Annotated in this window: 21 protein-coding genes; 11 read left to right on the top strand and 10 right to left on the bottom strand. The window is 45.8% G+C overall.

Translation table 11 applies throughout. From position 1 onward, the window contains the following. Positions 1-13: 13 nt before the first annotated feature. The 4 genes from glmU (at position 14) to FIU82_RS15040 (ending at position 3860) form a co-directional block, all read left to right on the top strand. A complete protein-coding gene (gene glmU, locus FIU82_RS15055; protein ID WP_152441432.1) occupies positions 14-1375 on the top strand; it encodes a bifunctional UDP-N-acetylglucosamine diphosphorylase/glucosamine-1-phosphate N-acetyltransferase GlmU in 1362 nt (453 codons plus the stop codon). Between the two features lie 200 nt (positions 1376-1575). After that, entirely contained in the window at positions 1576-2523 is a 948-nt protein-coding gene (locus FIU82_RS15050) for a hypothetical protein (RefSeq protein WP_152441431.1), read from the top strand. Beyond that, positions 2524-3060: a hypothetical protein gene (locus FIU82_RS15045; protein WP_152441430.1), complete on the top strand. Its 537-nt coding sequence runs from the start codon at positions 2524-2526 to the stop codon at positions 3058-3060. Positions 3061-3185: 125 nt separating this feature from the next. Beyond that, positions 3186-3860 carry a hypothetical protein gene (locus FIU82_RS15040; RefSeq protein WP_152441429.1) on the top strand — a complete coding sequence of 225 codons (675 nt, stop codon included), beginning with the start codon at positions 3186-3188 and terminating at the stop codon, positions 3858-3860. Here FIU82_RS15040 and FIU82_RS15035 read toward each other — a convergent pair. The 3 genes from FIU82_RS15035 to FIU82_RS15025 all read right to left on the bottom strand — a co-directional run bounded on the left by FIU82_RS15035 (position 3857) and on the right by FIU82_RS15025 (position 7978). After that, positions 3857-5086, bottom strand: a complete 1230-nt coding sequence (locus tag FIU82_RS15035; protein WP_172972736.1) for a LysM peptidoglycan-binding domain-containing protein — start codon at positions 5084-5086, stop codon at positions 3857-3859. The two genes, FIU82_RS15040 and FIU82_RS15035, sit on opposite strands and share 4 nt — an antisense overlap. Positions 5087-5279: 193 nt before the next feature. Beyond that, entirely contained in the window at positions 5280-6575 is a 1296-nt protein-coding gene (locus FIU82_RS15030) for a PAS domain-containing sensor histidine kinase (RefSeq protein WP_151173664.1), read from the bottom strand. Between the two features lie 5 nt (positions 6576-6580). Next, positions 6581-7978 (bottom strand): sigma-54 dependent transcriptional regulator, encoded by a 1398-nt coding sequence (locus FIU82_RS15025; protein ID WP_152441427.1) that lies wholly within the window; start codon positions 7976-7978, stop codon positions 6581-6583. A gap of 219 nt (positions 7979-8197) precedes the next feature. On the opposite strand from FIU82_RS15025, the gene FIU82_RS15020 reads away from it, so the two are divergent. The 5 genes from FIU82_RS15020 to FIU82_RS15000 all read left to right on the top strand — a co-directional run bounded on the left by FIU82_RS15020 (position 8198) and on the right by FIU82_RS15000 (position 15559). Then, positions 8198-9451: an efflux RND transporter periplasmic adaptor subunit gene (locus tag FIU82_RS15020; RefSeq protein WP_152441426.1), complete on the top strand. Its 1254-nt coding sequence runs from the start codon at positions 8198-8200 to the stop codon at positions 9449-9451. A gap of 10 nt (positions 9452-9461) precedes the next feature. Next, a complete protein-coding gene (locus FIU82_RS15015) occupies positions 9462-10169 on the top strand; it encodes an ABC transporter ATP-binding protein (protein WP_152441425.1) in 708 nt (235 codons plus the stop codon). A gap of 2 nt (positions 10170-10171) precedes the next feature. Further along, the gene (locus FIU82_RS15010; protein WP_152441424.1) at positions 10172-12565 is read left to right on the top strand and encodes an FtsX-like permease family protein; all 2394 of its coding nucleotides are present in this window, start codon (positions 10172-10174) and stop codon (positions 12563-12565) included. Positions 12566-12734: 169 nt separating this feature from the next. Continuing rightward, positions 12735-15140 (top strand): ABC transporter permease, encoded by a 2406-nt coding sequence (locus FIU82_RS15005; RefSeq protein WP_152441423.1) that lies wholly within the window; start codon positions 12735-12737, stop codon positions 15138-15140. 98 nt (positions 15141-15238) lie between these two features. Beyond that, a complete protein-coding gene (locus FIU82_RS15000) occupies positions 15239-15559 on the top strand; it encodes a DUF6482 family protein (protein WP_138507928.1) in 321 nt (106 codons plus the stop codon). A 5-nt stretch (positions 15560-15564) separates the two neighbouring features. Here FIU82_RS15000 and FIU82_RS14995 read toward each other — a convergent pair whose 3' ends face one another. Then, positions 15565-16059 (bottom strand): DUF6436 domain-containing protein, encoded by a 495-nt coding sequence (locus tag FIU82_RS14995; protein WP_152441422.1) that lies wholly within the window; start codon positions 16057-16059, stop codon positions 15565-15567. A gap of 10 nt (positions 16060-16069) precedes the next feature. Beyond that, a complete protein-coding gene (locus FIU82_RS14990) occupies positions 16070-17542 on the bottom strand; it encodes a methyl-accepting chemotaxis protein (RefSeq protein ID WP_152441421.1) in 1473 nt (490 codons plus the stop codon). Between the two features lie 241 nt (positions 17543-17783). On the opposite strand from FIU82_RS14990, the gene FIU82_RS14985 reads away from it, so the two are divergent. Further along, positions 17784-18548, top strand: a complete 765-nt coding sequence (locus tag FIU82_RS14985; RefSeq protein WP_022944907.1) for a DeoR/GlpR family DNA-binding transcription regulator — start codon at positions 17784-17786, stop codon at positions 18546-18548. 63 nt (positions 18549-18611) lie between these two features. Further along, positions 18612-20432 carry a glutamine--fructose-6-phosphate transaminase (isomerizing) gene (gene glmS, locus FIU82_RS14980; RefSeq protein WP_022944908.1) on the top strand — a complete coding sequence of 607 codons (1821 nt, stop codon included), beginning with the start codon at positions 18612-18614 and terminating at the stop codon, positions 20430-20432. A gap of 390 nt (positions 20433-20822) precedes the next feature. On the opposite strand, the gene FIU82_RS18805 is transcribed toward glmS, so the two are convergent. The 5 genes from FIU82_RS18805 to FIU82_RS14945 all read right to left on the bottom strand — a co-directional run bounded on the left by FIU82_RS18805 (position 20823) and on the right by FIU82_RS14945 (position 24276). Next, positions 20823-20945 (bottom strand): hypothetical protein, encoded by a 123-nt coding sequence (locus FIU82_RS18805; RefSeq protein WP_301539933.1) that lies wholly within the window; start codon positions 20943-20945, stop codon positions 20823-20825. Between the two features lie 506 nt (positions 20946-21451). Beyond that, positions 21452-21817, bottom strand: coding sequence for a hypothetical protein (locus tag FIU82_RS14965; protein WP_152441420.1), 366 nt, complete (start codon positions 21815-21817; stop codon positions 21452-21454). 81 nt (positions 21818-21898) lie between these two features. Continuing rightward, complete coding sequence (locus FIU82_RS14960) at positions 21899-22243, bottom strand: hypothetical protein (protein ID WP_152441419.1); 345 nt, start codon at positions 22241-22243, stop codon at positions 21899-21901. Between the two features lie 127 nt (positions 22244-22370). Then, positions 22371-23741, bottom strand: a complete 1371-nt coding sequence (locus FIU82_RS14950; protein ID WP_152441418.1) for a HEPN domain-containing protein — start codon at positions 23739-23741, stop codon at positions 22371-22373. Between the two features lie 295 nt (positions 23742-24036). Next, positions 24037-24276 (bottom strand): hypothetical protein, encoded by a 240-nt coding sequence (locus FIU82_RS14945; protein ID WP_045979442.1) that lies wholly within the window; start codon positions 24274-24276, stop codon positions 24037-24039. Between the last annotated feature and the right edge of the window lie 41 nt (positions 24277-24317).

Genomic DNA, 24317 nt, shown 5'->3' with positions numbered 1-24317 from the left:
AAAGGATATTAGAATGAATTTAACGACTGTAATTTTAGCTGCGGGTAAAGGTACACGCATGCGTTCTAAGTTGCCTAAGGTGCTGCATCTGGTTGCCGGCAAGCCGATGGTTCAACACGTCATTGATAATGCCAAGGCCTTAGGGGCCACCAGCACTAACCTAGTTTATGGCCATGGTGGCGAGTTGCTTAAACAACAACTCGGTCATAATGAGGTCAATTGGGTGCTACAAGAGCAGCAGCTAGGCACGGGCCATGCTGTCGCTGTAGCCAAAGAACATATTGGTGATGACGATAGAGTACTAATCTTATATGGCGACGTACCACTGACCAAGCAAGAAACCTTAGAAGGGTTATTAAAAGCCACTCCTGAGCGTGGCCTAGCGGTGCTTACCGTGGATTTGGCCAATCCTAATGGCTATGGACGTATGCTGCGCGATAATGGCAAACTGGTGGGCATTGTCGAGCAAAAAGATGCCAATGAAGAGCAACTGAAAATTACCGAAATTAATACCGGTATCATGGCCTGTCATGGCGGGTTGTTGAAAAAGTGGTTGGGTAATCTATCGAACAGTAATGCTCAAGGCGAATACTACCTTACCGATATTGTCGCTATGGCCCACTCAGAAGGCGTTGAAATCAGTTCAAGCCAACCATCGCACCCTATGGAAGTTGAAGGCGCTAACAATCGCGTACAGCTCGCTCAGTTGGAGCGTGCCTATCAAGGTTGGCAAGCAGAGCAGTTGATGATCAACGGTGCGAGTCTAGCCGACCCGGCCCGCATCGATGTACGTGGCACAGTGACCACAGGTCAGGATGTACACATTGATGTTAATGTCATCTTTGAAGGTCAGGTAGAACTCGGCGACGATGTTGTTATCGGCCCGAACTGCGTATTAAAAGACTGCAAAATTGGTGATGGTGTGGTGATTAAGGCTAATACCTTGATTGAAGATGCCAGTGTCGCGGCGAAGTGCACCTTAGGCCCATATGCGCGCCTACGCCCCGGGGCAGTTATGGAAGAAGACTCTCATATCGGCAATTTTGTGGAAATGAAAAAGTCCCGTCTAGGAAAAGGCTCAAAAGCCAATCACCTGACTTACTTGGGCGATGCACAGATAGGCGAAAAGGTGAATATAGGCGCCGGCACAATCACCTGTAATTATGATGGCGTTAATAAGTCGCAAACTATTATCGGCGATCATGCCTTTATTGGCTCTAACTCCTCGCTGGTGGCTCCGGTAGAAATTGGCGCCACTGCCACAGTGGGTGCCGGCTCAGTCGTGACCACCAATGTGGGCGATAAGCAGCTGGCGGTAGCGCGGGGCAAGCAGCGTAATTTAGACGGCTGGCAACGGCCTACAAAAAAGAGCTAAGCTGTTAAGCACTCGCCAAGTGATAATAAAACAAGCCGCGCCATGCGGCTTGTTCTTTATAAAAACTATTTTAAAGACGGTTGCAGAGCCTGCTATAATTACTAGTACGACATATATTTAATTTATGTTTCAAAGTTGATAACATTGCCGAAAAGGCTCCAGGATTGAGTCTAAACTTTTACATTAGCAAGGAGTGCAAAATGCCAGGCCCATTTTTACATCAAAAACCCCATCAACACCCAAGTATCACTCGCGGCCGTAATCAGGCTGCTCTCAGAAGAGATCTAAACAAAGAGCAACACGATATTTATGCACTGACAAAAGAAGAGTTTGTCAGGCTGTGGATTGAGTTTCATAAACGTAGAAATAAAACCATAGAAGAAGTTAAAGACTATTTCTCCAGAGTTACAGCACTTTCTGCAATCGAGAGCGCGGCTTGGTTTGGTGCAAACTTAGGTGCAGCGGTCAAGGACACTCCCTCATTTCTAAAATTAGCCAATGACTTTAGAAGGTCTGGGAATATTCTTGGTAGGCACACCTTTGTAACTAAGAATGGTAAAGAATATATAATTTTCAAAGGTAATCATAGACTTAGAAGTATTATTACGGGAACGCGTTATGTGGCTAATAACCCAAAGCTTTTGACAGTAGGAGTCGGACGAAAAGCATTAAATGCTGGAGCGAAACAAGGCTTTCTAATTTCGATTTTCTTTTCTATTACTCTAAATACAATTGACTGGATATTTCAGGATGAATATCGATGGACTAATTGGCTTGCCACAACAGCTACTGATATTGTGAAAATTGTCATTGCTTCAGTTTTAGCTTTAGGAACGGCAATTGCTGTAGGAAGTGTAACTGTTGTTGCTTTGGGTCTAGGTATAGTTGTAGGAGTTATAGCAGGTTTTGCACTTTCTTGGGGTGATGATCAAGTGGGAGTTACGGATGCTTTAATTGAGGTCCTAAATAAGTTTGAAGAGCGTTTAAAGCGCGAAGAGCAGCTAATTAAATATAAGATCGATGAATATATACAAAAAGTTTATTACGTTACCTCTAAAGTCATTGTTAAAACAGTCGAAATAGCAATTTCAGAGCGGTTACGGCGCTTGCTAGCCAGTTACCCTTACTCTTATAGGAGATACTATTAAATGCGGCGGGAAGTTGACTCTGTATATTTATATTCTGTAGCAATTGTTTTCTTGGGGATGGTTGGGCTGACATGGTTTATGTTTGCAGCTGGATTTGAGCTCACTGTAATACACTTTACCTACCCAACCAGTGGCTTAGCCTTGGTTTTATTTGAGCCCATTGTATCTTGTTTAGTTCTCGGCTGGATGATTAGTGTATTTGTTTTTATATTCAGTGTATTAAATTGTATAAATGAATTTTGGTTGGAAAGTAAAAATATAAATCTAGCTTTAAATTGGCTGGGAAAGGTTTTATTGACCTTGCTGCTCTTGACTATTTTAATGGTGGTAGCAAATTACTTTTTTTGGCCACTATGGGCGTCGCACAATGGCTATCAGCCCTGCCCAAGTTATACTCTATTTTGGGGAGAGCCCTTCGTCACCGCATGGGTGACGGATATTGAAATCTGTCACAACGACAAGGTCGATGCCGTATTGGAAAACAGCTTGCATGAGACCGTTCTGCGTGCCAATAAGCTCATTGAAAACCTGAAGTAGTTAGTTTTTAACGCAAGTTAAACAAGCCGCGCTATGCGGCTTGTTCTATTTTTACGCAGCCCCATGAACTAAATCGTCGTATCTGCAGTCCTTATAAGGTGATGTTATTTATGTAGCATAGGGATATGTTTTTACGCGCCTTACTCATTTCAATTACTTGCCATATGCTAATTCTTGGGTATGTGTTGAGCACCGCCACTCCGGCGATAATGCGAGCGCATCAGGAAGAGTCACCGGCCACCATGCAGGTGGTGATGATGAGCTTGCCACCGCCAGAAAATAAGATAGAGCAGCCCGTGCATGCGCCAGAGCCGATTAAGCCGCAGCGCTCAGTGAATAATGACTCTCACTCAGCCACGCCCGTTCAAAAAGAGGAAGGTGAAGGAAAAGCTAATCAGCACAGTGAAGCTCTAAAAAGCCGAGCGGCTACTGCTGAAAAAGCAGACAAAACCCCGGTGAGAATAAACCCTTATGCGCACTTTGAGCAACGCGTCACTCGTGCGTTTGCAAAAACTCAGTCATCAGCTAGGGTGGGCAAGGTACAGCTTGATGAGCTTCCTCGTTACTCCGGTCCAGATATCACTTCAATGCAGCAATCAACAGGCGTGATGCAGGTGCTCGCCGGTGACAAGGTGACGGGTAACTACCTGTTACGCCAAGATGGCCGCTGTTTTGTCATGGATGCTTCTTCACCGATGGCGCAAGCGGATATGCCCGCAGGTGAAGTCATTTGCCCGCATCTCAAACAAAGAAAGCAGGCCGCCTTTGATGCGGCCATGAGTAAATGGTTGCAGGATTAACTGCGTGATAGAAACACGGTGAGGGTGTCGCCAACCTGTAATATATTGCTTGAAAGGTTGTTCCACTGTTTTAATTTGGCAATGCTCACTTGGTAATGGCGGGCAATTTTCCATAAGCTCTCCCCCGAGCTGACCTTATGTTCGATTTGCTCATCGGCTAATACCGGTAAAATCAGCTTATCACCAATGCGAATGCGATCGGAGCTAAGGTTATTGAACGTCTTTAGTTGCTTAACACTAAGAGCATAACGCTCGGCAATAACACTTAAACTATCTCCCTTGGCAATGGTGTAATGCTGCCATTGGCTGTAATCACTACTTTGTTGTTTGGCAATGGCTTGCTGCCAGTGTTGCTGTTTAGCCTTGGGTACGACCAAATGCGGAGCATCGATGATCGCAGGAAAGCGGATTACGCCGTGATTGAGGTCTTGCACATCTTGCCATTGCGACTTATCGGCTAAAATAACTGCGCCTTTGATGGGGAGAGGCGAAATGGCTGGGCTGTTATCAATTGCTGGGAAGTCCATTTTTTCATGTTTTAGCAAATGCACTGCAGCAAGCAGTTTGGGCACATATTTGCGTGTTTGTTTGGGCAGTTTGAGTGCGAAAAAGTCCGTGCTTTTCCCAGCTTTTTTATTGGCCGCAATAGCATTGCGCACTCGACCTTCGCCAACATTGTATGCAGCAATAGTATGATACCAGTTGCCATCAAAACGCTTATACAGGTACTCAATAAAGTCCAGCGCCGCCGCTGTGCTGTCGAATACATCTTGGCGGCCATCGTACCAAGGCGTGATTTTAACGCCAAAGTATTGAGCAAGCGAAGGCGTTAACTGCCATAGGCCGCTAGCATGCTTGTGAGAGTAGGCGCTGGCATCAAAGTCACTCTCAATCAGCGGCATTAGCGCTAATTCTATCGGCAGGTTTCGCGCTTCTACCTCTGTCACTATATGATACAAGTAAGGCTCGGCACGACGGCTTATTTCATCCATATAATTAGGATGTGATAAATACCAGTCAACGCGCTTCATCACATCCGGGTGAGTCGAGTCTGAAAAGCTCAATTGCATACGGATACGCTGCCATACATCGTCCACTTGTTGCGGTGTGTGTTGCGGCTGTTTCGGTTGCACTGACGGCGGTACCGCCTTTTCACTTGCACTTGGGGACTGAGCCTCGGTTTTTATGGTGTCATTGTTTACAGGGGGCTGGGGCTTCGAGCTCATGCTCTGGCAACCCGCGAGGAACAAAAAAACTAATAGCGCTGAAATTCGATACATAAATGCTACTTAAATAATAAACTGAATTCGGTCATTTCGGCGAATCAGCTTAGCGTTGGCACCTTAACATAAGGTGAGCTAAATCTGAGCGGCCGCTGAAGCGAGGGCTTGCTAAATGCGCCCTCAGAGCCCATTGGCGTTAGCCAAATACGCAGCGTAAACATGCCCCTTGGGGTTGCTCATGGTAGGTTAGGTCGCCACCATGGCTAACCATAATTTGTTTGCTTAGCGCTAAACCTATCCCTGAACCTTGCTGTTTAGTGGTGAAAAAAGGCACAAACATCATTTCTTGAGCTTGTTTACTGATGCCACCACCGGTATCACACACGGCAATGTATAACTGCCCTTGGTTATTTTTATCAACAACCATAGACAAGGTTTTGTCTGCACAGTTCACACTCATCGCTTCTATGGCATTTTTGATCAGGTTAATTAATACCTGCTCAATTTGCTGGGCATCACACATCACTAAAGTATCGCTGTGGGTTTGTAGCTTTAGAGCAATATGCTGCTGCTCCAAGTCTGTTTTGAATAGGGCACAACAACGAGTTACCACATCTGCAAGAGATTGCGCCTTGAGATCTGGCTTGGGCAGATTACTGATGGATCGAAAACGTGCGATAAAGGCGCTTAACCCTTCAGTGCGGCTATGCAGGGTTTGTAAGGCGAGTGCTAAGTCTTCTTTATCTTCGCTATCGGTAAAACTCAGTCCTTGTGGCAACAGACCGGTGCAGGTGTGTGCCAATGATGACAGTGGGGTAATCGAGTTGGCAATTTCGTGCGTGAGAACGCGCGTTAAGCGCTTATAGGCTTGTTGTTCTTTTAGTAGTAACTGCTCATGAATCGACTGCAAAGTCACAATTTTTAGCTCTTGCCCTTGGATGGTGGCCAAGCTTATTTGTATAGACAAGGTGTCCTGCTGTTCTCCTCGCTGCCATAGAGCGGTTGATTGACACTGACTTTGTGCTTCACTAATAAACTCACCGAGCTGCGCTAACGATTGCAGGTCTTTCACGGGAGCCCCGAGCAGCCTTGCGACAGCCGGGTTTTGCTCAATAATATTGCCCTGCGCATCGAACACTAACACCGCCATATCGATATGGATTAGCAGGGTTTGCATAAACTGGGCTTGTTGCTCCGCAGCCAACCGGGCTTGCAATATTTGCTCTTTAACTTCGTTATACTGTACCCGCATAGGATGGTTGCGAGGCAACCCTAGGCTACTATCCCCGTTAGCCAGGGCTTTAAGTGCTAATTGCGCTTGCCGGCTTTGGCGTTTAAATAGCACTAAAATACTGCAAATGCAGGCTAGTGCGACCAATACCATGCCTGTGGTTAGCGCCGGTAATTGTAAGCTGTACCAACTATATTGGGCGCCTAATGCCGTGAGTATAACGCCAGCTAACAATAACGACAGTTTTGTATTTGCAGACATCAGTGTTAAAGCCCGTATTTTTCTAAGCGTCGATACATGGCACCACGAGTCAGCCCTAATGCTTTAGCGGCGTGGCTCACATTACCTTGGAAGTGAGTGAGTGCAGCGCGAATTGCGCGATGTTCAAGCTCTTCTAGGTTGAAGGTATCGTACTGCTCACCTTGCTGTGGTGCTGCGCTACCGGTGGTCGCCGGTGTGCTAATAACTGAGCCAATATCTAGCTCAGTGCCGGTAGAGAGGATCACCGCTCGTTCTATTGCATGCGCTAATTCGCGTACATTGCCTGGCCATTGATAGCTACTTAACGCCTGCATGCTGGAGTTGCTAACGCTAAGTTCGCGTTTGTATTTTTGGCCAAAATGGTTGAGGTAGTAGTCAACCAGTAAAGGAATGTCCTGATGACGCTCGCGCAGCGGCGGCAGGGCAATTTCTACGGTATTGATTCGATACAGTAAATCTTGACGAAAACGGCCTTCGCCGACTGCCTCATGTAAATTATCATTGGTGGCGCTGATTAAACGAATGTCGACATCGATGGTTTTGCTGCCACCAATGGGCGTGATTTGCCGATTTTGCAATGCGGCCAACAGCTTCACTTGTTGCTCCAGCGGCAAATTGCCCAGTTCATCCAAGAATAAACTGCCACCGCCAGCGAGTTCGAAGCGGCCAACGCGGTCTTCTTTGGCATCAGTGAAAGCGCCTTTTTTATGGCCAAATAATTCGCTCTCCATCAGTGATGCGCTCATGGCTCCCATATCAACGCTAATAAAAGGGCCGCTATGACGTAGGCTTTGCTGGTGGATAGCGTGGGCAGTGAGCTCTTTACCGGTACCACTTTCACCGGTGATAAGAATATTGGCGTCGGTTTGGGCTGCTCGTTCGATGGTATCGAATACTTTTAACATCGCATCGCTTTGCCCTAAAAAGGCAAACTTATTGCTATTTAATGCATCGTTTAAGCCTTGGGTTTGGCGCTTGAGCTGACCCACTTGGCGCTTATCTTTGGCGTGGCTAAAAGCAGCAGCGACACTGGCTAACAGCTGGTCGTTTTGCCATGGCTTGGCGATAAAATCTGCGGCACCAGCCTTTATTGCATCTACAGCCAGTTGAATATCGCTGTACGCGGTCATAAGCAGCACCACAATCGTGGGGTCTTGCGCGGCGATTTTTTTTAGCCAGTAGAATCCCTCTTGGCCACTGATGGAGTCTTGGGTAAAGTTCATATCCAATAAAATCACATCAATGGGCTGGTCAGCCTGTTGTTGCTCGTTAACAATACCTTCTATATCAAAAGGGTTGTCCGTGGTTTTAACGCTTTGATAATGCTGTTTAAGTAATAAACGCGCGGCGATAAGAATATCGGGGTTGTCATCAACCACTAGTATAGAGCCTGCCTGTTTCATATCCCTGCCTTGGCTTTTTCTTTTTAGCCTACCCCAGTTATTCATTCCCTGTCCACAAATGGGCACTGTAAAGAATTGAGGTGTTCTATAAGCGGACACCTCATTGATCAGAATAATCCCGTATTAATATTAAGCCTATGAAATTTATGGAAATTAAATCTTGGCACGGAGCTTGATAGTTACCCCTTATATAGCGAACACATATATTGGGTGACTGAGATGGATAGAAAAATAGAATCATCAGGCTTAAAAAAGCACGCGAAGAAAGTCGCAATGTCGGTTATTGCTCTCAGTGTTGCGGCCGCTGCTTACGGGTTTAGTCAAAGCTCTTCACAAGGTCGGAGCCAAACGGTTAATGCCAGTAATTTAACGGTAAGCACGGTAAACCAAGGCGAATTCGTTGATGCACTAAGTTTACGCGGACAAGTAGTACCAAAAACCACCATCTACCTCGACACCATTGCCGGTGGGCAGGTGGAAGAGCGTCTTGTAGAGCAGGGTGAGTTTGTCAAAAAAGGTCAGCCTTTGGTGCGTTTAAGTAACACCAATTTGCAACTTGATGTAATGAGCCGGGAAGCACAAGTTACTGAGCAACTTAACTTTCTGCGTAACACCCAGATGAATATGGAGACCAGCCGCTTAAACTTACGTCGAGATTTATTAGAAATTGAACTGAAAATCACTCATCTAACTCGCCGCCTTAAGCAAACTGCGCCCTTGGTAGAAAAAGGCATGCTTTCTCAAGAGCAGCTCTCTGAGATAAAAGAAGACTTAGCTTATTATCAAGCGCGTAAAGAGCTCACCATTGAGCGTCAACAGCAAGAGAAAAGCATTCGCGAAGTGCAGCTGGCACAGCTACAAGATAGTGCTGAAATGCTCGAGAAAAACCTTCAGTTTGCGCGCCGCAACCTCGATAACTTGCTGATCACTGCCCCAGTGGACGGGTATTTGAGTGAGTTGGATGTTGAAATTGGCGCATCAAAGAGCCGTGGCGCGCGTTTAGGTCAGATTGATATACCCAACGAGTACAAGCTAGTGATCCGCTTAGACGAGTTTTATCTCAGCCAAGTACGCTCTGGTATGGAGGTCATTATTGAACTTGAACAAGGGGATGTCAGCGCCACAGTCACCAAAATAGACAGTCGCGTGCAGCAATCACAATTTCAAATTGAAGTCGAACTGCCAGAGCAAGCGAGCAACATCAAGCGGGGACAGAGCTTGGATGTCGAGCTGATGCTTGGCGGTAGTCAAGATAATGCGCTGTTGTTGTCACGAGGCGCATTCTTTAGCAGCTCAGGCGGTAACTGGGTGTATGTCATGAATGATGATAACAGTGGCGCCGTTCGCCGCGACATCCGCCTAGGTCGAAAAAACCAAGATTATTACGAAGTGCTCAGCGGTCTTGAGCCCGGTGACAAAGTGATCACCTCAAGCTACGCCAACTTCGATAAAGCACAACAATTACAATTTTAAAGGAACAATGATGATCAAGCTAACTAACTTATCGCGCGTATTTCGTACTCAAGACGTTGAAACAACTGCACTTAACGATATAAACCTCAGCGTTAAAGAGGGTGATTTCTTGGCCATTATGGGCCCTTCAGGGTGTGGTAAATCTACCTTGTTATCTACCCTTGGCATGCTTGATTCGCCAACTAGCGGACAGTTTGAGTTTCTGGGTGAGGACATTGCTGGCTACAACGAAAAGCAATTAGCGCAGCTGAGAAAAGCCAGCATTGGCTTTGTGTTCCAAAGCTTTAACCTTATCGATGAGCTCACCGTGTATGAAAACGTTGAGCTGCCGCTGCAATATCAAAAAATAGATAAAGCTGAGCGCAAGCAACGTGTTGAAGCTATTTTAAAGCGCGTAGGCATCGATCACCGTGGCGACCACTTACCGCAACAGCTTTCCGGTGGTCAGCAGCAGCGCGTCGCCGTCGCGCGAGCACTGGTAATTAATCCTAAGCTGATCCTCGCCGATGAGCCCACCGGTAATTTGGACTCTAAAAACGGGGATGAAGTCATGACCATGCTGCGTGAACTTAATCGCGAGGGCACCACAGTGATCATGGTGACGCACTCAGAGAAAGAAGGGAACTATGCCGACCGCCTAGTTCGCCTGCTTGATGGCCAAATCATGGTGGATAAAGCCAATGCCGCTAATCCTGCGGTTAATACAGAGGTGGCATAGCCATGATCTTAAGTTACATAATTACAGCGCTGCGTGCTTTTAAGCTACAAAAGCAGCACTTCGCGCTCAACGTGTTTGGTTTGAGCGTGGGCTTAGCCGCAGCTATTTTGGTAGCGCTTTTTGCCGTCAATGAGCTTTCCTATGACGCGCAGCAGCCTGACGCTGAGCGGGTTTATCGCGTGGGCCAAGACTTTAGCAAACTTGGCTTGGCGGTGATCCCTATCTCTAACTACACGCAGGCAAAAAATGCGCAAAGTTACAGTCAAATCGAGGATGTGTTTGCCCTAACTTTGTCAGAGCAAACTCAGGCCACCCCTGCCAATGTGACCTATCGCTCGCAAGGTTATAAGTTGGATGGCTTGTTTGGCGCCACCGCTAATATTGAGCGTTTTATTGCCTTGCGCACCTTAGATGGTTCATTAAGTCAGGCGTTGAGTACGCCAAATGGCTTGGCATTGAGCGAATCCGAGGCACAGCGTATCTTCGGGAAGGTGAATGCAGTGGGTGAAACCTTGGTGCACGAGCATGGCCAGTACACCGTGCGAGCCGTGTTCGCCGATTTGGCCGACAACACCCATTTTGCCTTTAAGTCCCTGGCCTATTTTGAACATAACCCGGAAAACCTGCGTGCCAACCACAGCTATGTATATTTAAAGCTGGCTCCTAACACCGACACCCAGGCTCTGGCGAAAACGCTCACAGAGCAGTACTTCGCTAATGATGAAAGCTATCAGGTGAGCATTGAGTTACACCCACTGCGTGATCTGCATTTAACTGCCAAATCACCGTTTGAAATGAAAACGGGGGGTGCCAAACAGGTGGTAGTGATTTGTGCAGGGCTGAGTGTATTACTGATTCTTATCGCTGGCTTTAACTTCATTAACATGACCGTGGCGCAATCGGCTAAACGCGCCAAAGAAGTGGGTGTGCGCAAGGCCCTAGGTGCAAGTAAAGCTCAGCTTGTGACGCAGTTCTTATCAGAGTCGGTGTTGGTATCGTTGCTGTCTATGGTACTCGCATGCATTGCCGTTGAGCTTATTCTCCCTAGTTTTAATACCTTGGTAGATAGAGAACTGGTGGTTAACTACGCCTCTATGTTTAGCGTTGTGGTGCTTGCGGTGGCCGTAGCGGTGGGCTTACTTGCAGGGCTGTATCCTGCCTTCTTTATTTCGTCATTTAGCGCGAAACGGGTGTTAAGTGGCGATTTACAGCGAGGTAATACAGCAATATTTGTTCGTAAGAGCTTACTTACCTTACAGGCCTCGTTATCTATAGCTTTAATTATCGCCACTGTGACTTTGCAGCAGCAATTAGCCTACTTACAAAGCTTACCTTTGGGGTATGAAACGCAACAGCGCTTAGTTATCTCTGAGTTACCGCGCAAAATGGTGCTGACCAAAGAGCCCAGTGCCTTAGTTAAAAATCTCGCTGCAATTGAAGGCGTAAACAATGTCAGTGTGGTGGATACTCAGCTCACTGTCTCAATCAACAATACCGTGGCACCGGTGTGGCCTAATGGTGAAAGTACCGAAGGCTTAACGCCAATTATAGGTACCGATTTTAATGTTGTGGAAACCTTAGGTCTTAAGCTCGTTGCCGGCCGTGGCTTTAGCGTCGAGTATGCTGGTGATTGGGCGCAGCGAATTAACGGTACCACTCAGGTTGGCACCTTGGTAACCGAATCTATTGCTAAGCAAGCGGGGTATTCACAGCCGAGTGAGATGGTGGGTAAAACCATCACCACTCAAGGGCAAGGGATGGCAATGCGAGTGGTCGGTGTGGTAGCCGATGTAAAAGTGGGCAATGCCCAAGATGCAAACTCGAACATCATGTTCCTATGTGGGCTGAGTTATGGCCCTGTGGCTGAGGTCATAATGAACATCGATCAGCAAAACTTGCCATACATTCAGCAGCAAGTAACAACGGTATTAGCCAATCATGCCAAGATTTATGAGCCTAAAATCAGTTTACTCTCAGAGGACTATAAAAACTTACTGCGTGGCGATGAGCGCGTGTCGCAAGTGGTGTTTGTATTCACTGCGTTGGCTGTGTTCTTAACCTGCTTAGGCACCTTTGGTTTGGCGTCATTCGCGACCATTCGCCGACAAAAGGAAATTGCTGTACGCAAAGTTCTTGGTGCCTCTCGAACCAGTATTATCAACATTTTAGCTAAAGAATTCTTACTACTAGTGGCGCTGAGCATTGCTATAGCCTATCCAGTGACCTACTGGCTGGTGGGTGATTGGTTAGCAAACTTCAACGACCGTATTGAGCAGGCTATCTGGGTGTATGGCATCGCCGCTCTCGCTGTTGCCGGTATTACCTGGCTGACGGTTGCGGGGCTAGCCTTTAAAGCGGCCAGTACCCGCCCTTCGTTAACACTGAGATACGAATAAGGTGTAGGCGGCGCCATTAGGGCGTCGCCGCAAAAAATCACAATGATAAAAAACATATGCAATATGTCGGCGAACAACAATAACGACTTCGAAGTGGCGAACAATAGCGCGCGAAGCAGACAGATATTGGCATTACTCAGCTTGTATATACATCAGCAGGAGTGCACCTATGCTCACTAGTTACTTATCGGCTGCGCTACGCGCATTCGTAACCCATAAACAACATTTTCTATTAAACGTATTTGGCTTGGCGGTGGGCTTGGCTGCGGCTATTTTAATGGCACTGTTTGCCCGTTTTGAGGCCAGTGTAGACGCGCATCAGCCCCACTTTGAGCACACCTATCGGTTATCGCAACACTTTCGTGAAATGGGAGTGAATGCGCCGATTACTAATTACTACGCAGCGCAAGAAGTGGCAAAAAATGGTGCGGTAGAGGATATCTTTGCCTTGAAAATGCACCCTCGGCTATCTGGAGATTTTAGTGCCCATGGCAACTATTACAAAATGAAAGATTTATTTGCTACAGGCACCAATATCACCGACTTTGTTGCGCTCGATGTGCTGTTTGGTGATTTGCAGCGCACGCTGAGCGCACCGAACAGAATCGCGTTGAGCGAACATGAAGCCATACGTATTTTTGGCCAGGCTAATGCCATTGGTGAGACCTTAAGCAAAGGGCAAACGACCTATACAGTTACCGCCGTATTCGCCGATTTGCAAGATAATACCCACTTTGCTTTTTCCGGGTTAGTGGCAATGCAGAACGAAAATCCTAATTACCAGCTCAATAACTTTTATGTGTATGTACGCTTTGCTGCCGACGCTGATATCAAAGCCGAGCAAGCACGTTTTGCCGAGGCTTACCCTGAACTTGTTTACCCAGATCAGCCGCTCGGTTTCGTGACCTTATCCTTTGAGCACCTACCTGGCATTCACCTGCATTCCAATAGCCGTTATGAGCTTAAAGAAAATGGCTCGTACACCGTGGTGTTGATCAGCTTTTCGCTGAGTATTCTATTAATCGTGTTGGCGTCTTTTAATTTCATTAATATGAGCATCGCGCAGTCGGCTAAACGAGCCAAAGAAGTAGGTGTACGTAAGGCTCTGGGGGCGAGCAAGGCGCAAATTATTAATCAATTCCTAGTGGAATCCTTATTGGTAACCAGTGTGGCTGCAGTGCTTGCGTGCGCGTTATTGGAATTAGCATTACCAGCGTTTAACCAATTGGTAGGACGCACCTTGGTGATCAACTATTTTTCAGAGTTTGGCATTATTTTAGTCGCGGTCGTGGTATCGGTGGGCGTGTTAGCTGGCGCGTACCCCGCATTTTTTATGTCAGCGTTTAGTGCGAAACGCGTGCTCAGCGGTGATATTCAGCGTGGCCGTACTGCTATTTTGGTGCGCAAGTTGTTGCTGACTTTGCAAGCCTCTTTATCTATTGCCCTGATCATCGGCGCATTCTCCTTGCATCAGCAACTTAGTCACTTGCAATCGCTGGCGGTTGGTTATGAAAAACAATACCGTTTAGAAGTGGATGATATCCCGGCTAGGCAATTGTACTTCAAGCACAACAATGTCTTGAGTCAGCGCATCAATGCTGTACCTGGCGTGATCTCTAGCAGCATTACCGATGCCTCTTTTACCTCGTCATTCAACACCAGCTTTACTGTGACTTCGGATAACGGTGAGTTAAATGATGCTGTGATCCCTTTTATTGGCGTGGGCTTTAATATTGCTAAAACCGCTGGGCTAGAGGTTATCGCTGGGCGCGACCTGAGCGCCGACTACGGCAGTGATTGGCATAGCTTAGGCGACGATGGCAACGGCCGGGCTGGGGTGCTGGTATCGCAATCATTCGTTAAAGTGGCCGGTTATGACAGTGCTGAGCAAGCCATTGGCAAAGAGCTTTACAGCAGCTCCGGAGACAACCAGGAAGTGCTCAAAATTGTGGGCGTGATCAATGATGTCACCATTGGTTCAGCACGTGAGGCTTCGGCATCGCCTTTAATCTTGGTGTGCGGCTTTAGCTGGGCCAACGAGGGCAAGTTGATTATTAACTTTGAGCCGAGCCAGCTTAACGCAGTAAAAACGCAGGTGCAGCAGATCGTCAGTGACCAGTTAAATGTGCACAATGCTGATATTGAGCTGGTAGCAGATAACTACCGCGCGTTATATAAAAACGATGAACGTGTTTCTACCTTAGTTGCCATCTTCTGTATTTTGGCAATCTTATTAACCTGCCTAGGTACCTTTGGATTAGCTGCATTCTCTACCTTACGCCGTCAAAAAGAAGTAGCTGTGCGCAAAGTGCTCGGTGCGTCTAGGTTAAGTATCGTTAACTTGCTCGCCAAAGAGTTCCTACTGCTGGTGGCCATAAGTACTGCCATTGCCTTTCCGTTAACCTACTGGCTAGTGGGTGACTGGCTGGCAAACTTTAACGAGCGTATTGATCAGGCTATGTGGTTTTACGTTGTCGCCGCCGCTTTGGTAGCCATGATCACCTGGTTAACTGTGGCTAGCCTCGCCTTTAGAGCGGCTAGCACCCGGCCTTCGTTAACGCTGCGCTATGAATAATTAACCCAACCCTACTCAAAGCGCACGAAAGTGCGCTTTTTTTAATCCATTCCCGTTGTTGCTGCGTTTAACAGTTAATAGAGTGAGGAGTGCAACCCATGCAAGCAAATCAACTTAAAGCCGCGTTAGCCGATAGCCAATATCGCGCCATCATCCTTAGTTACGCCGATGCTAATCATTATTTAGCCGGAGCCCTTGATACCGACGGTAATTATCATATTCTGAGTGATAACAACGACGCATTGAAACCCTTTAATTCTTTGCGTGAAGCCGAGTGTGCGCTGGTTGAACTCGGCGCGACTCAAGCATTATTGAAAATGCAGTCTGCGTATGAAGAAATAGGACCCAGTGATTTTTGTGGTGATGGCATCAGCAATATGGAAATTCGTCAGCTCAAGCGAGCCGGCTCAACGGTGTAGCGCTGCTACACACGGCAGTAGCAGCCAGATACCTTGCTTACTAGCATCGAGCTGTGGAAGCCATTTTCGTAGTTACTTATAACAGTATCAATAATGCCATCTTCGATGGCACATCCGAGCCCCACAGAGAGGGGGCCAGCGTAAAGCACGCTGCCCTGCGCTAACATAATGGCGGCGGGCACAGCAGGTAGCAGGCCTGTGGGCAGTGACGATGCATCGACCTGGCGAACCTTTATTCCTGCTCGGCGAGCATCAGCTATGACCTTACTTTGGTGAGGCGCAGCGACTCGTTGGCAACGACATTGCTCATTGCCCACCAATAGCAAGGTGGTGCTGTGCTTTTCACTATCAATATCCGCCAATACCGGCAGTAACGAGCGTTGCCACTGTGGCTGCTGCAACATGTTGTTTGGATCAAATACAGTGGCCCGTTTGTCGGCCACAAACCATAAGGCGACTGCACTACACAACAGCCACAGGCCGCTGATAACCAACTTCAATATTTGTTTGTTAGCGCTGGACAAAACGAGATACCTGAGCCTTCAAACCATCTAAAGCATTGAGCATATTGGCCACCTGCTCATCAAGCTGATGGATGTTGATGCTGTCTTTTTCTGATAGTTCGCGTACATGAACACTTTGCTGGGCTATTTGCTGAGTATTACTGGCTTGCTGCAAAACAATTCCTTTAACATTATCAGAATCATCCTTAATCACTATCATGGTTTGTTCCACCGCTGAGATAGCCTCTAGGACTGAGGAACTCAGTTGCTCGACAATATTCACTTTATCAATGCAGTGCCCCATGGAGGTGGTCGACTTATCGCTGTTAGCGACCAGCTCTTTAAGCGTATGCGCTATTTTGTCGGTGGCTTGCTTTGAGGTATTGGCAAGCGATCTTACTTCATCGGCGACTACCGCGAAGCCTCGGCCTTGCTCGCCCGCCCGGGCTGCCTCTATAGCGGCATTCAATGCTAATAGATTGGTTTGCTCGGCAATGGCATTTATGTCATTGAGCAGGTTAGAGATAAGTGCACAGCTAGACTCCAAATCCTTTAACTGCTGCTGCGTGGTGTCGAGCATTTGCGCTAAAGCATGGCTTTGTGCATCGGTCTCATGGACTTCTTTCATGGCACCTTGCAGTTGCGTTGAAATCATCGCGTATTGGTCGGCCACGTGCTCGCTTTGGCTTTGAACTTGGCTAAAGCCATCACTCACTTGCTCTCCTGCTTGAGAAATCAGGTTATTTTGCGTTTGCTTATGTTCGGCGTTTTGGGTGAGTAATTGTTGTAGCTCAGCCACCTTGGTGGCGCCTTGAATAAGCGCTTGCTGCTCTTTATGGACCGAATCAACAACGCTACTGAGTTGATCGAGTAGGGTATTGAATTGTGCCAGTGCATTGCTATCTTTCGCATCAACACGCACAGAAAGGTCTAACTTCATTGGGTCGCGGGCTATCTTCTCTATGGCAGACTCCAGCGCTTTTCCACCTTGATATTCCTGATACAACATGTGTGCGATGTAAGCAGCAATGAGTGCTTCTGCTGTGGCGTATACAGCGTGGATAAGCACGGTACTAAAGGCGAGTCTTTGTGGATCGAATACGTAAACGCCCACGTCGCCCGTTTGCATAAAGTAAAAACTGATGTGATGCGCAGCGACTAATAAAAGTGCGGTGATAAAAATGCGCCAGTTTTTAAAAATGACCAAAATCGCCATAAAGATAAAAATCTCAAAATGCACTTCAATTAGGCCGTAGGCTTGATGAATATGCAAAAATGAGAACATCATCAATGCTGCAGCACTCACATGGTGTGTCAGCCGACTTTGCGGGGCGCTTTTAAGCAGGTATATGGGTAAAGAAGCGATAATAAAGCTGATGACTAAGCCTTGCCCGATATTGTCGTAATACAGACCCAGTGCCAGCGACTCAACGGTGAGAATAACAAACAGCGATATGAACAATGATGAGGATTTAACCAAGTTGAACTTCCTTTATTAAACACTCCGTTGTTTTAGGCTAGGCGCTGGCAAGAGTAAGCGCAAATTAAGTAATAAATTTATTACGTTGCTCGTATCAGTGTTGATCACTCACTGATTGTGCTTAAGCCGTAATTAAGCTTTTTGCGACTATTTTTGCGTGCATACCATTTGTGCATTGAGCTTGACATAAAGTTTCGACTATAATGGTTTATCTTTCGAATCGAAACTTAAGTGTAACTGAATGACTAAGCGCAATACCCAGCAACGCCGCCACACTATTCTTAGCCAAGTTAATGAAGTGGGTGAAGTCTCAGTAGAGGCGCTAGCGGAGCAGCTGCAAACATCAGAAGTTACGATTCGAAAGGACTTAGCAACACTTGAAAAAAACGGCCTCTTGCTACGCCGATACGGTGGCGCGATTGCTTTACCCAATGAAATCGTTGCCAGTGAAGAGCCGCAAGACTCAGCCCGTAAACGCGCCATTGCCAAGGCAGCCGCTCAGCTTATTAAAGATCATCATCGCATTATCATCGATAGCGGGCGCACTACCGCCGCCTTGATCCCTGAACTGGCGAGCAAACGAGGCCTAGTGGTGATGACCAATGCCATTAATGTTGCAAATCGCTTGCTGGCGTTAGAGAACGAGCCGACCTTATTGATGACCGGTGGCACCTGGGACCCACATTCAGAGTCTTTTCAAGGGCAAGTAGCAGAGCAGGTATTGCGCTCATATGATTTCGATACTTTATTTATCGGTGCTGATGGCATCGATGTTTCCCGTGGAACCACTACTTTCAACGAACTTATTGGCCTAAGCCAAGTGATGGCTGAAGCGGCCCGTGAAGTGGTGGTGATGGTGGAGTCTGACAAGATAGGCCGCCGTATCCCAAATTTAGAACTGCCTTGGCACAAGGTCAGCACTCTGATCACCGACAACACACTGGCTGCAGACTTGCGCCAAGAGATCAGCGCGCATGGCGTACATTTAATTTGTGCCAAGGTATAAACACATAACCCGACCGACAACATCGGGCTTTTTAACAACACATACTGTGCAAATGGAGAATCTATGTGTGGAATAGTAGGGGCTGTTGCCGAACGCCCCGTGAACCGAATTTTAATTGAGGGCCTTAAGCGTCTTGAATACCGAGGCTACGACTCAGCAGGCGTAGCGCTATCGCAACAAAGCACCTTAAATTGCGTTAAAGCTGTGGGTAAGGTGGCGGCGTTGGAAAGTGCGCTCAATGAAGCCAATGTTTCCGGCACAACGGGCATCGCCCACACTCGCTGGGCGACCCATGGTGGCGTTACCGAAGCTAATGCCCACCCGCATGTCTCTAACAGTGAATTAGCATTGGTTCATAACGGTATTATCGAAAACCATGCCAGTTTGCGCGAAGCGCTACAAGGCGATGGCTACGAGTTTGTATCGCAAACGGATACCGAAGTTATGGTGCACCTTATCCATCAATTGCGCCAACAGCACAACTCCTTGCTCAGTGCCGTACAAGCGGCGGTGAAACAACTAGAAGGTGCCTACGGCACGGTGGTATTTGATAAAGCCAACGATAATGAAGTGATTGTTGCGCGCTCAGGAAGCCCGCTGGTTATCGGCTTAGGACTCGGCGAGAACTTTATTGCCTCTGATCAGCTTGCACTATTACCTGTAACTCGCAGCTTTATCTTCCTAGAAGAGGGCGATGTGGCACGTATTACCCGCGATAGCGTGGAAATATTCGATAGCAACGGTCACAGTGTTGAGCGTGAAGTGGTGGAGTCTAACATTACCCAAGATGCCTCTGGCAAGGGCGACTACCGCCATTACATGTTGAAGGAAATTTACGAGCAGCCATTGGCAGTGCGTAATACCTTGGATGGTCGTTTACACGATGAGCGCGTTAGTGTTGATGCCTTTGGTGAGGGCGCAACGCAAATTTTTAAAGACGTAAAACACGTGCAAATTATCGCCTGTGGTACCTCGTATCACTCGGGAATGGTCGCGCGTTACTGGCTCGAGCAGTTTGCCGGCGTTAGCTGTAATGTCGAAATTGCCTCAGAATTCCGCTATCGCGAATCGTTCGTGCACGAAAATAGCCTATTAGTAACGATTTCCCAGTCGGGTGAAACGGCTGATACCTTAGCTGCCTTGCGTTTGGCTAAAGAGCAGGGGTACATGGCGTCGATGACCATTTGTAACGTACCGGGCTCATCGCTGGTACGCGAGTCTGATCTAGCCTTTATGACCAAAGCAGGGGCTGAAATTGGCGTGGCTTCAACAAAAGCCTTTACTACTCAGTTAGTTGGCTTATTGATGCTAACGGCGTCTATCGCCCAAGAAAAAGGCCTTAATCAACGTGCTATTGTAAGTGCAATTAAGACCTTACCTAACAAGCTTGAAGAAGCGTTGACCTTGGCCGAGGGCATTGAGGAGTTAGCGGAAGAGTTCGCCGATAAACACCACTCGTTATTCCTAGGTCGTGGCTCACAGTACCCTATTGCTATGGAAGGGGCATTGAAACTCAAAGAAATTTCCTACATTCACGCCGAAGCCTATGCTGCGGGTGAGCTCAAACATGGCCCATTAGCCTTGATTGATGCCGATATGCCGATCATCGTCGTGGCGCCGAATAACGAGTTGCTCGAAAAGCTGAAATCGAATGTAGAGGAAGTGCGTGCCCGTGGCGGTATCATTTACGTGTTTGCTGATAAGGACTCACACTTTGCATCGGATGAGACCATGCGCGTAATCAATGTAAACCATGTGGAAAACATCATTGCCCCAGTGGTTTATACCATCCCACTGCAATTGCTTTCGTACTACGTTGCGGTTATTAAAGGCACCGACGTTGACCAACCCCGAAACCTAGCCAAATCGGTAACGGTGGAATAAGAATAAATTGAAAAAGGCGCGCAAGCGCCTTTTTTGTTGCAATGGCATAAAGTGTTAGACCGAACGGTTATTAGTCGTTAGCCCAACGGTCAGCGCAGTGCTATTAACCGCCATTCAACCATTAGTCACCCATGCTTTATGTTATGAGAAAGAAACTGGTAAAGGTCAGCGGATTGAGTCGGTATAGCCTTTGTCTTTAAGGGGTGTAGGGACGAGTTAGTGACAAGCTTTGGTAGCCAGTCAAGCCTCGGTCCAAAGGTCATCATCAGACTCGGGAAGTTGTTTAGGTTTGTAATCGACCTCGCTATTCTCCGGCCATGAAATGTCTAATGCCTCTTTTAAGGTGTTTGCAGAAACATGCGCAATGATCTTGCCTTTTTGATCCGTTTCCTAGTTGCTGCCACTCCAAAGCAGAAAATCGTAAACACCGAGGTCCGGGCCTAGTTTAATAGCAACAAAGTAAATTCCGGGCTCTTTTGGGTGGTCAAATTCCCAAGGTAATTCTGCTGTCATTATTAACTCCTAGAAGCTGCGGTTGCTGAAGGAAACAGTGAACATCCACTTAAGGTGCAGTTCCACTTGGGCTAAAATCCGAGCGAAGCGGCTTAAAGTATATTTGTTATGTTTTGTTGATAAAAACAACATACCGAAAGATAAATGCTTGAATTGAAGAAATTAAGCCAAGAACCCAAGGGCCATTAGTCATGCTACTGACTAATAAAAAAGTAACTGGTATAGCCATGTAAAAAAAATAGTTTGTGCATCCGAACTTGCAAGCCAGCCAGTGGACCGGGAACCCTACTAATAACCAACCAATTATTGATACTAGAAGAAAAACTGCAATATAGAGCAAGAAAGTTACAATCACTCCTGGTATTTCGGAAGCCTGTAAATTTCCTGCCTCGACAAGCAAGAAGATCGGCAGTAGTAAACTGGACAATAGCAAACTTATGATTATCGCTTTATCCCAATCACCGAAGGTCAAATGGTCTCCTGAAAAGCATAACGCCTTGTTATGTTTATTTTTTCTGTAGTGCTGACAAAGTATCGTCGATGGCTTCTTTAAGAGTTTTATAAACCGCTGGATCTTCTCCGTGTTTCCAACGCTCTCTAAGCTGTCCCAGTAAGTTCTGGCTTAGTTCCGAGTATTCTTTAAAGTTGCGTAACTCATATATATAGTCAACTTGACTAACTAACTTCAGCACACCATCTTCATCTGAGCCTTTGCTAACTGCTTTTACAATGCCATGGTATGTCTTGAACCTTTCACTCGCCAATTCTTGATTTCGAATTGATATATATCTTCTGGCAGAAAACAAAATACTGATTAAAGTTACGAAAAATGCGATAACAGTAGTGATCGCAGCCAAATCTGACACTAACATCAATTTTTACTCCATAAACATAACGCTAAGCGCCGCTGCGTTACTGTCCCAGTGAACGAAGTGAACGTGTTTAGTGCTTTGTTAGTCGTCATTGCCTGTTACATCCATTAGGCCGAATTTTTGTTTAATTTTAAAGGCATTGCTAACAATGATGCTTTTTGAGGTTTTTGACCATTCATTGCAATGGACTTCAAGCTTAATCAGATGACCTCCTTCGCTGAACTCTTCCTCGGGTATAAAAAATTCAAACCAAAGAGTGTTTCCTTCTTTGTCTTCGAATGAACCAGTTGCTACGGTGAAGTTAAGATATTGAACCCGCTGTTTTTCGTACAGCGGGGTGAAGATATCATAAATTTCAGTAATGACATCCATGTTCAGTTGATCTAGTTTCCAACCATTTTCAGGGCTTAAAATTATCTGTTTCATACCTGACGCCTAACGCCCTGTTAAGGTGTGAGCAACGCAATACCGAAGATCCTGCATACCACCTTAAACACCAAACGCAACGCATAGTGAAAATGCCACGCGTTGCGAATCACTCTTAAACAGTTTGTTATGTTGGTTTGATTGATGGCAACGAATTTTCTAAAACCGATTGACAACGTTTATTTTTTTTAACGATTATATTCATTTCATTTTCAGAAATACCGATTAACTCCATAAATAGAAACTGAAATAGTAGCCTGGTAGTTTTTCGTAAATCAGTCATCGATTGACCTTTCAAGCATTGCTTCACACCATTTCCACCTAGATGAGTTAACAAATTTCTACACTTAAAAATATTTTCAGACATATATTTTCTTTGTTTCGAGTTACCAAAGTGGTTTGGGTATCTGTTGATTAACTCTTTAACTCTTTTACTAAATGGCGGTACATTAGCAAACTCAAGTTTACTGTTTATCCAATCATGGTAAGTCGATGGACTTACTTTTAATATGTTTTCCAGTAATTCTTCATATTCATTTTCTGGCATAAAGGATCCGACTTGATATTTATTTCTATGTAGAGATTCTAACCCTTGCGCATAATGAAGAAATTCCATTTCCTCATCGAGTGCTTTTCCTGATTGAACGGAAAAGTACAACTCCATTACGTCAATGTTTTCATCATAAATTTTCAGCCAATTATTTATTATCTTTGAAAAATCCTCCTTTATAAATTGGTAGCCAAACAACATACTGTCTTGTCTTATTTTTGATGGGGTCAATTTGAAATTCCCATCTTTTTGAAAAACCCTATATCTCTTATATGGAAAACAGTCTTGGGTTTGAGGAGAGTGTAAAATAACATTAGATAGGAAAGCGCTATGATCTACTCCAAGAGTAATAAAATCACGAATTGAATATGCTCTTGAATACAACTCATTTATCGTCAACAACGTTTGAGATGAATAACGAATATATGCCGTCTGAGTTATTTCTAAAACACTTGAAACTGGTTGAGATGGTCCCTCAGTACCAAAATGGATAGTAACAATATCCCCATTTTCCAATTGATGCTCTATCGGTTCAAAGGTACTTACAGTAACTATAGAGTAATCTCTATTGACTTTAATTGCAGACAAGCCTAGCCATTCTATTAGGCAATCAGTAGAAAACGAGATTTCATCAAATAAAGGGTCTTGATCTTTTAAAAAGTGTACACCTAAAATCGCTCTTTCCGAATTTATAGAAGCAGTGGGAACTCCTTCATTAAACAATGTTCTTCTGACATAGTGACAATTTTTTAAAGTAATCCCATGATTATTTTCTAAAAAACCCAAAATATCAAAATATTTATCAACATTTAAACCTTCATGGAAAATACCAAAAAGATTTAAACTAATAGAACCACCATCTTCAATCGTAACTTCTCCAGATACTTTTTCTGACTCTTTTCCCCGAAGCCAGAAATGCCCTTTTTTGATAATCGTTTTTGTTCTCATCTATTTATTCCAATACTACCGATACAAACTCTCTAGCAACATAACAATTTAATATCGAGCGATTGGGTCGTTTTTCTGCCGCAACCTGTCTCGTTTTAGTCTTTAGACCATTGATAGCAAATTTAGGAAATACTTACTAGCGTTGAAGTTACGCGACATAGCTTTAACCGTAGACTCGACAAAAACGACCCAGAGGGTCGTTTTCCTGACTATGGGAGAAACTCAACGATTATGGGTGTATCACTGTGGTTTTGGTGGGAGTGGCCGTCTGACGCTCGCTTTAAGCTACCGTAGACTACGGTCTAGAGGTGCGAGCTAATTCAGCATGATTTTTTAACTTTTTCACGCAACGTATAAATACTGATATTGCTGTGATCCCCCCACAAATAATGCCGATTTGCAGAATTGATAGCTCAACCGTTGCGGTGATAAATAGACTGCCAATAAGCGAACCAATTATATATGTTGCAGCAATAAATACAGCGAATGAAATCACTAACATTAACCATGTTGTAACCTTTTCCCGTTGAGACATATGACCTCCGTGACTTTCAAAACTGCGCACAAAACCTCCAC

It is taken from the genome of Pseudoalteromonas sp. THAF3, from assembly GCF_009363775.1.
Classification (GTDB): domain Bacteria; phylum Pseudomonadota; class Gammaproteobacteria; order Enterobacterales; family Alteromonadaceae; genus Pseudoalteromonas; species Pseudoalteromonas ruthenica.
Note: the sequence above shows the minus strand (reverse complement) of the source record. Positions and strands in the feature narration are given on the sequence as shown.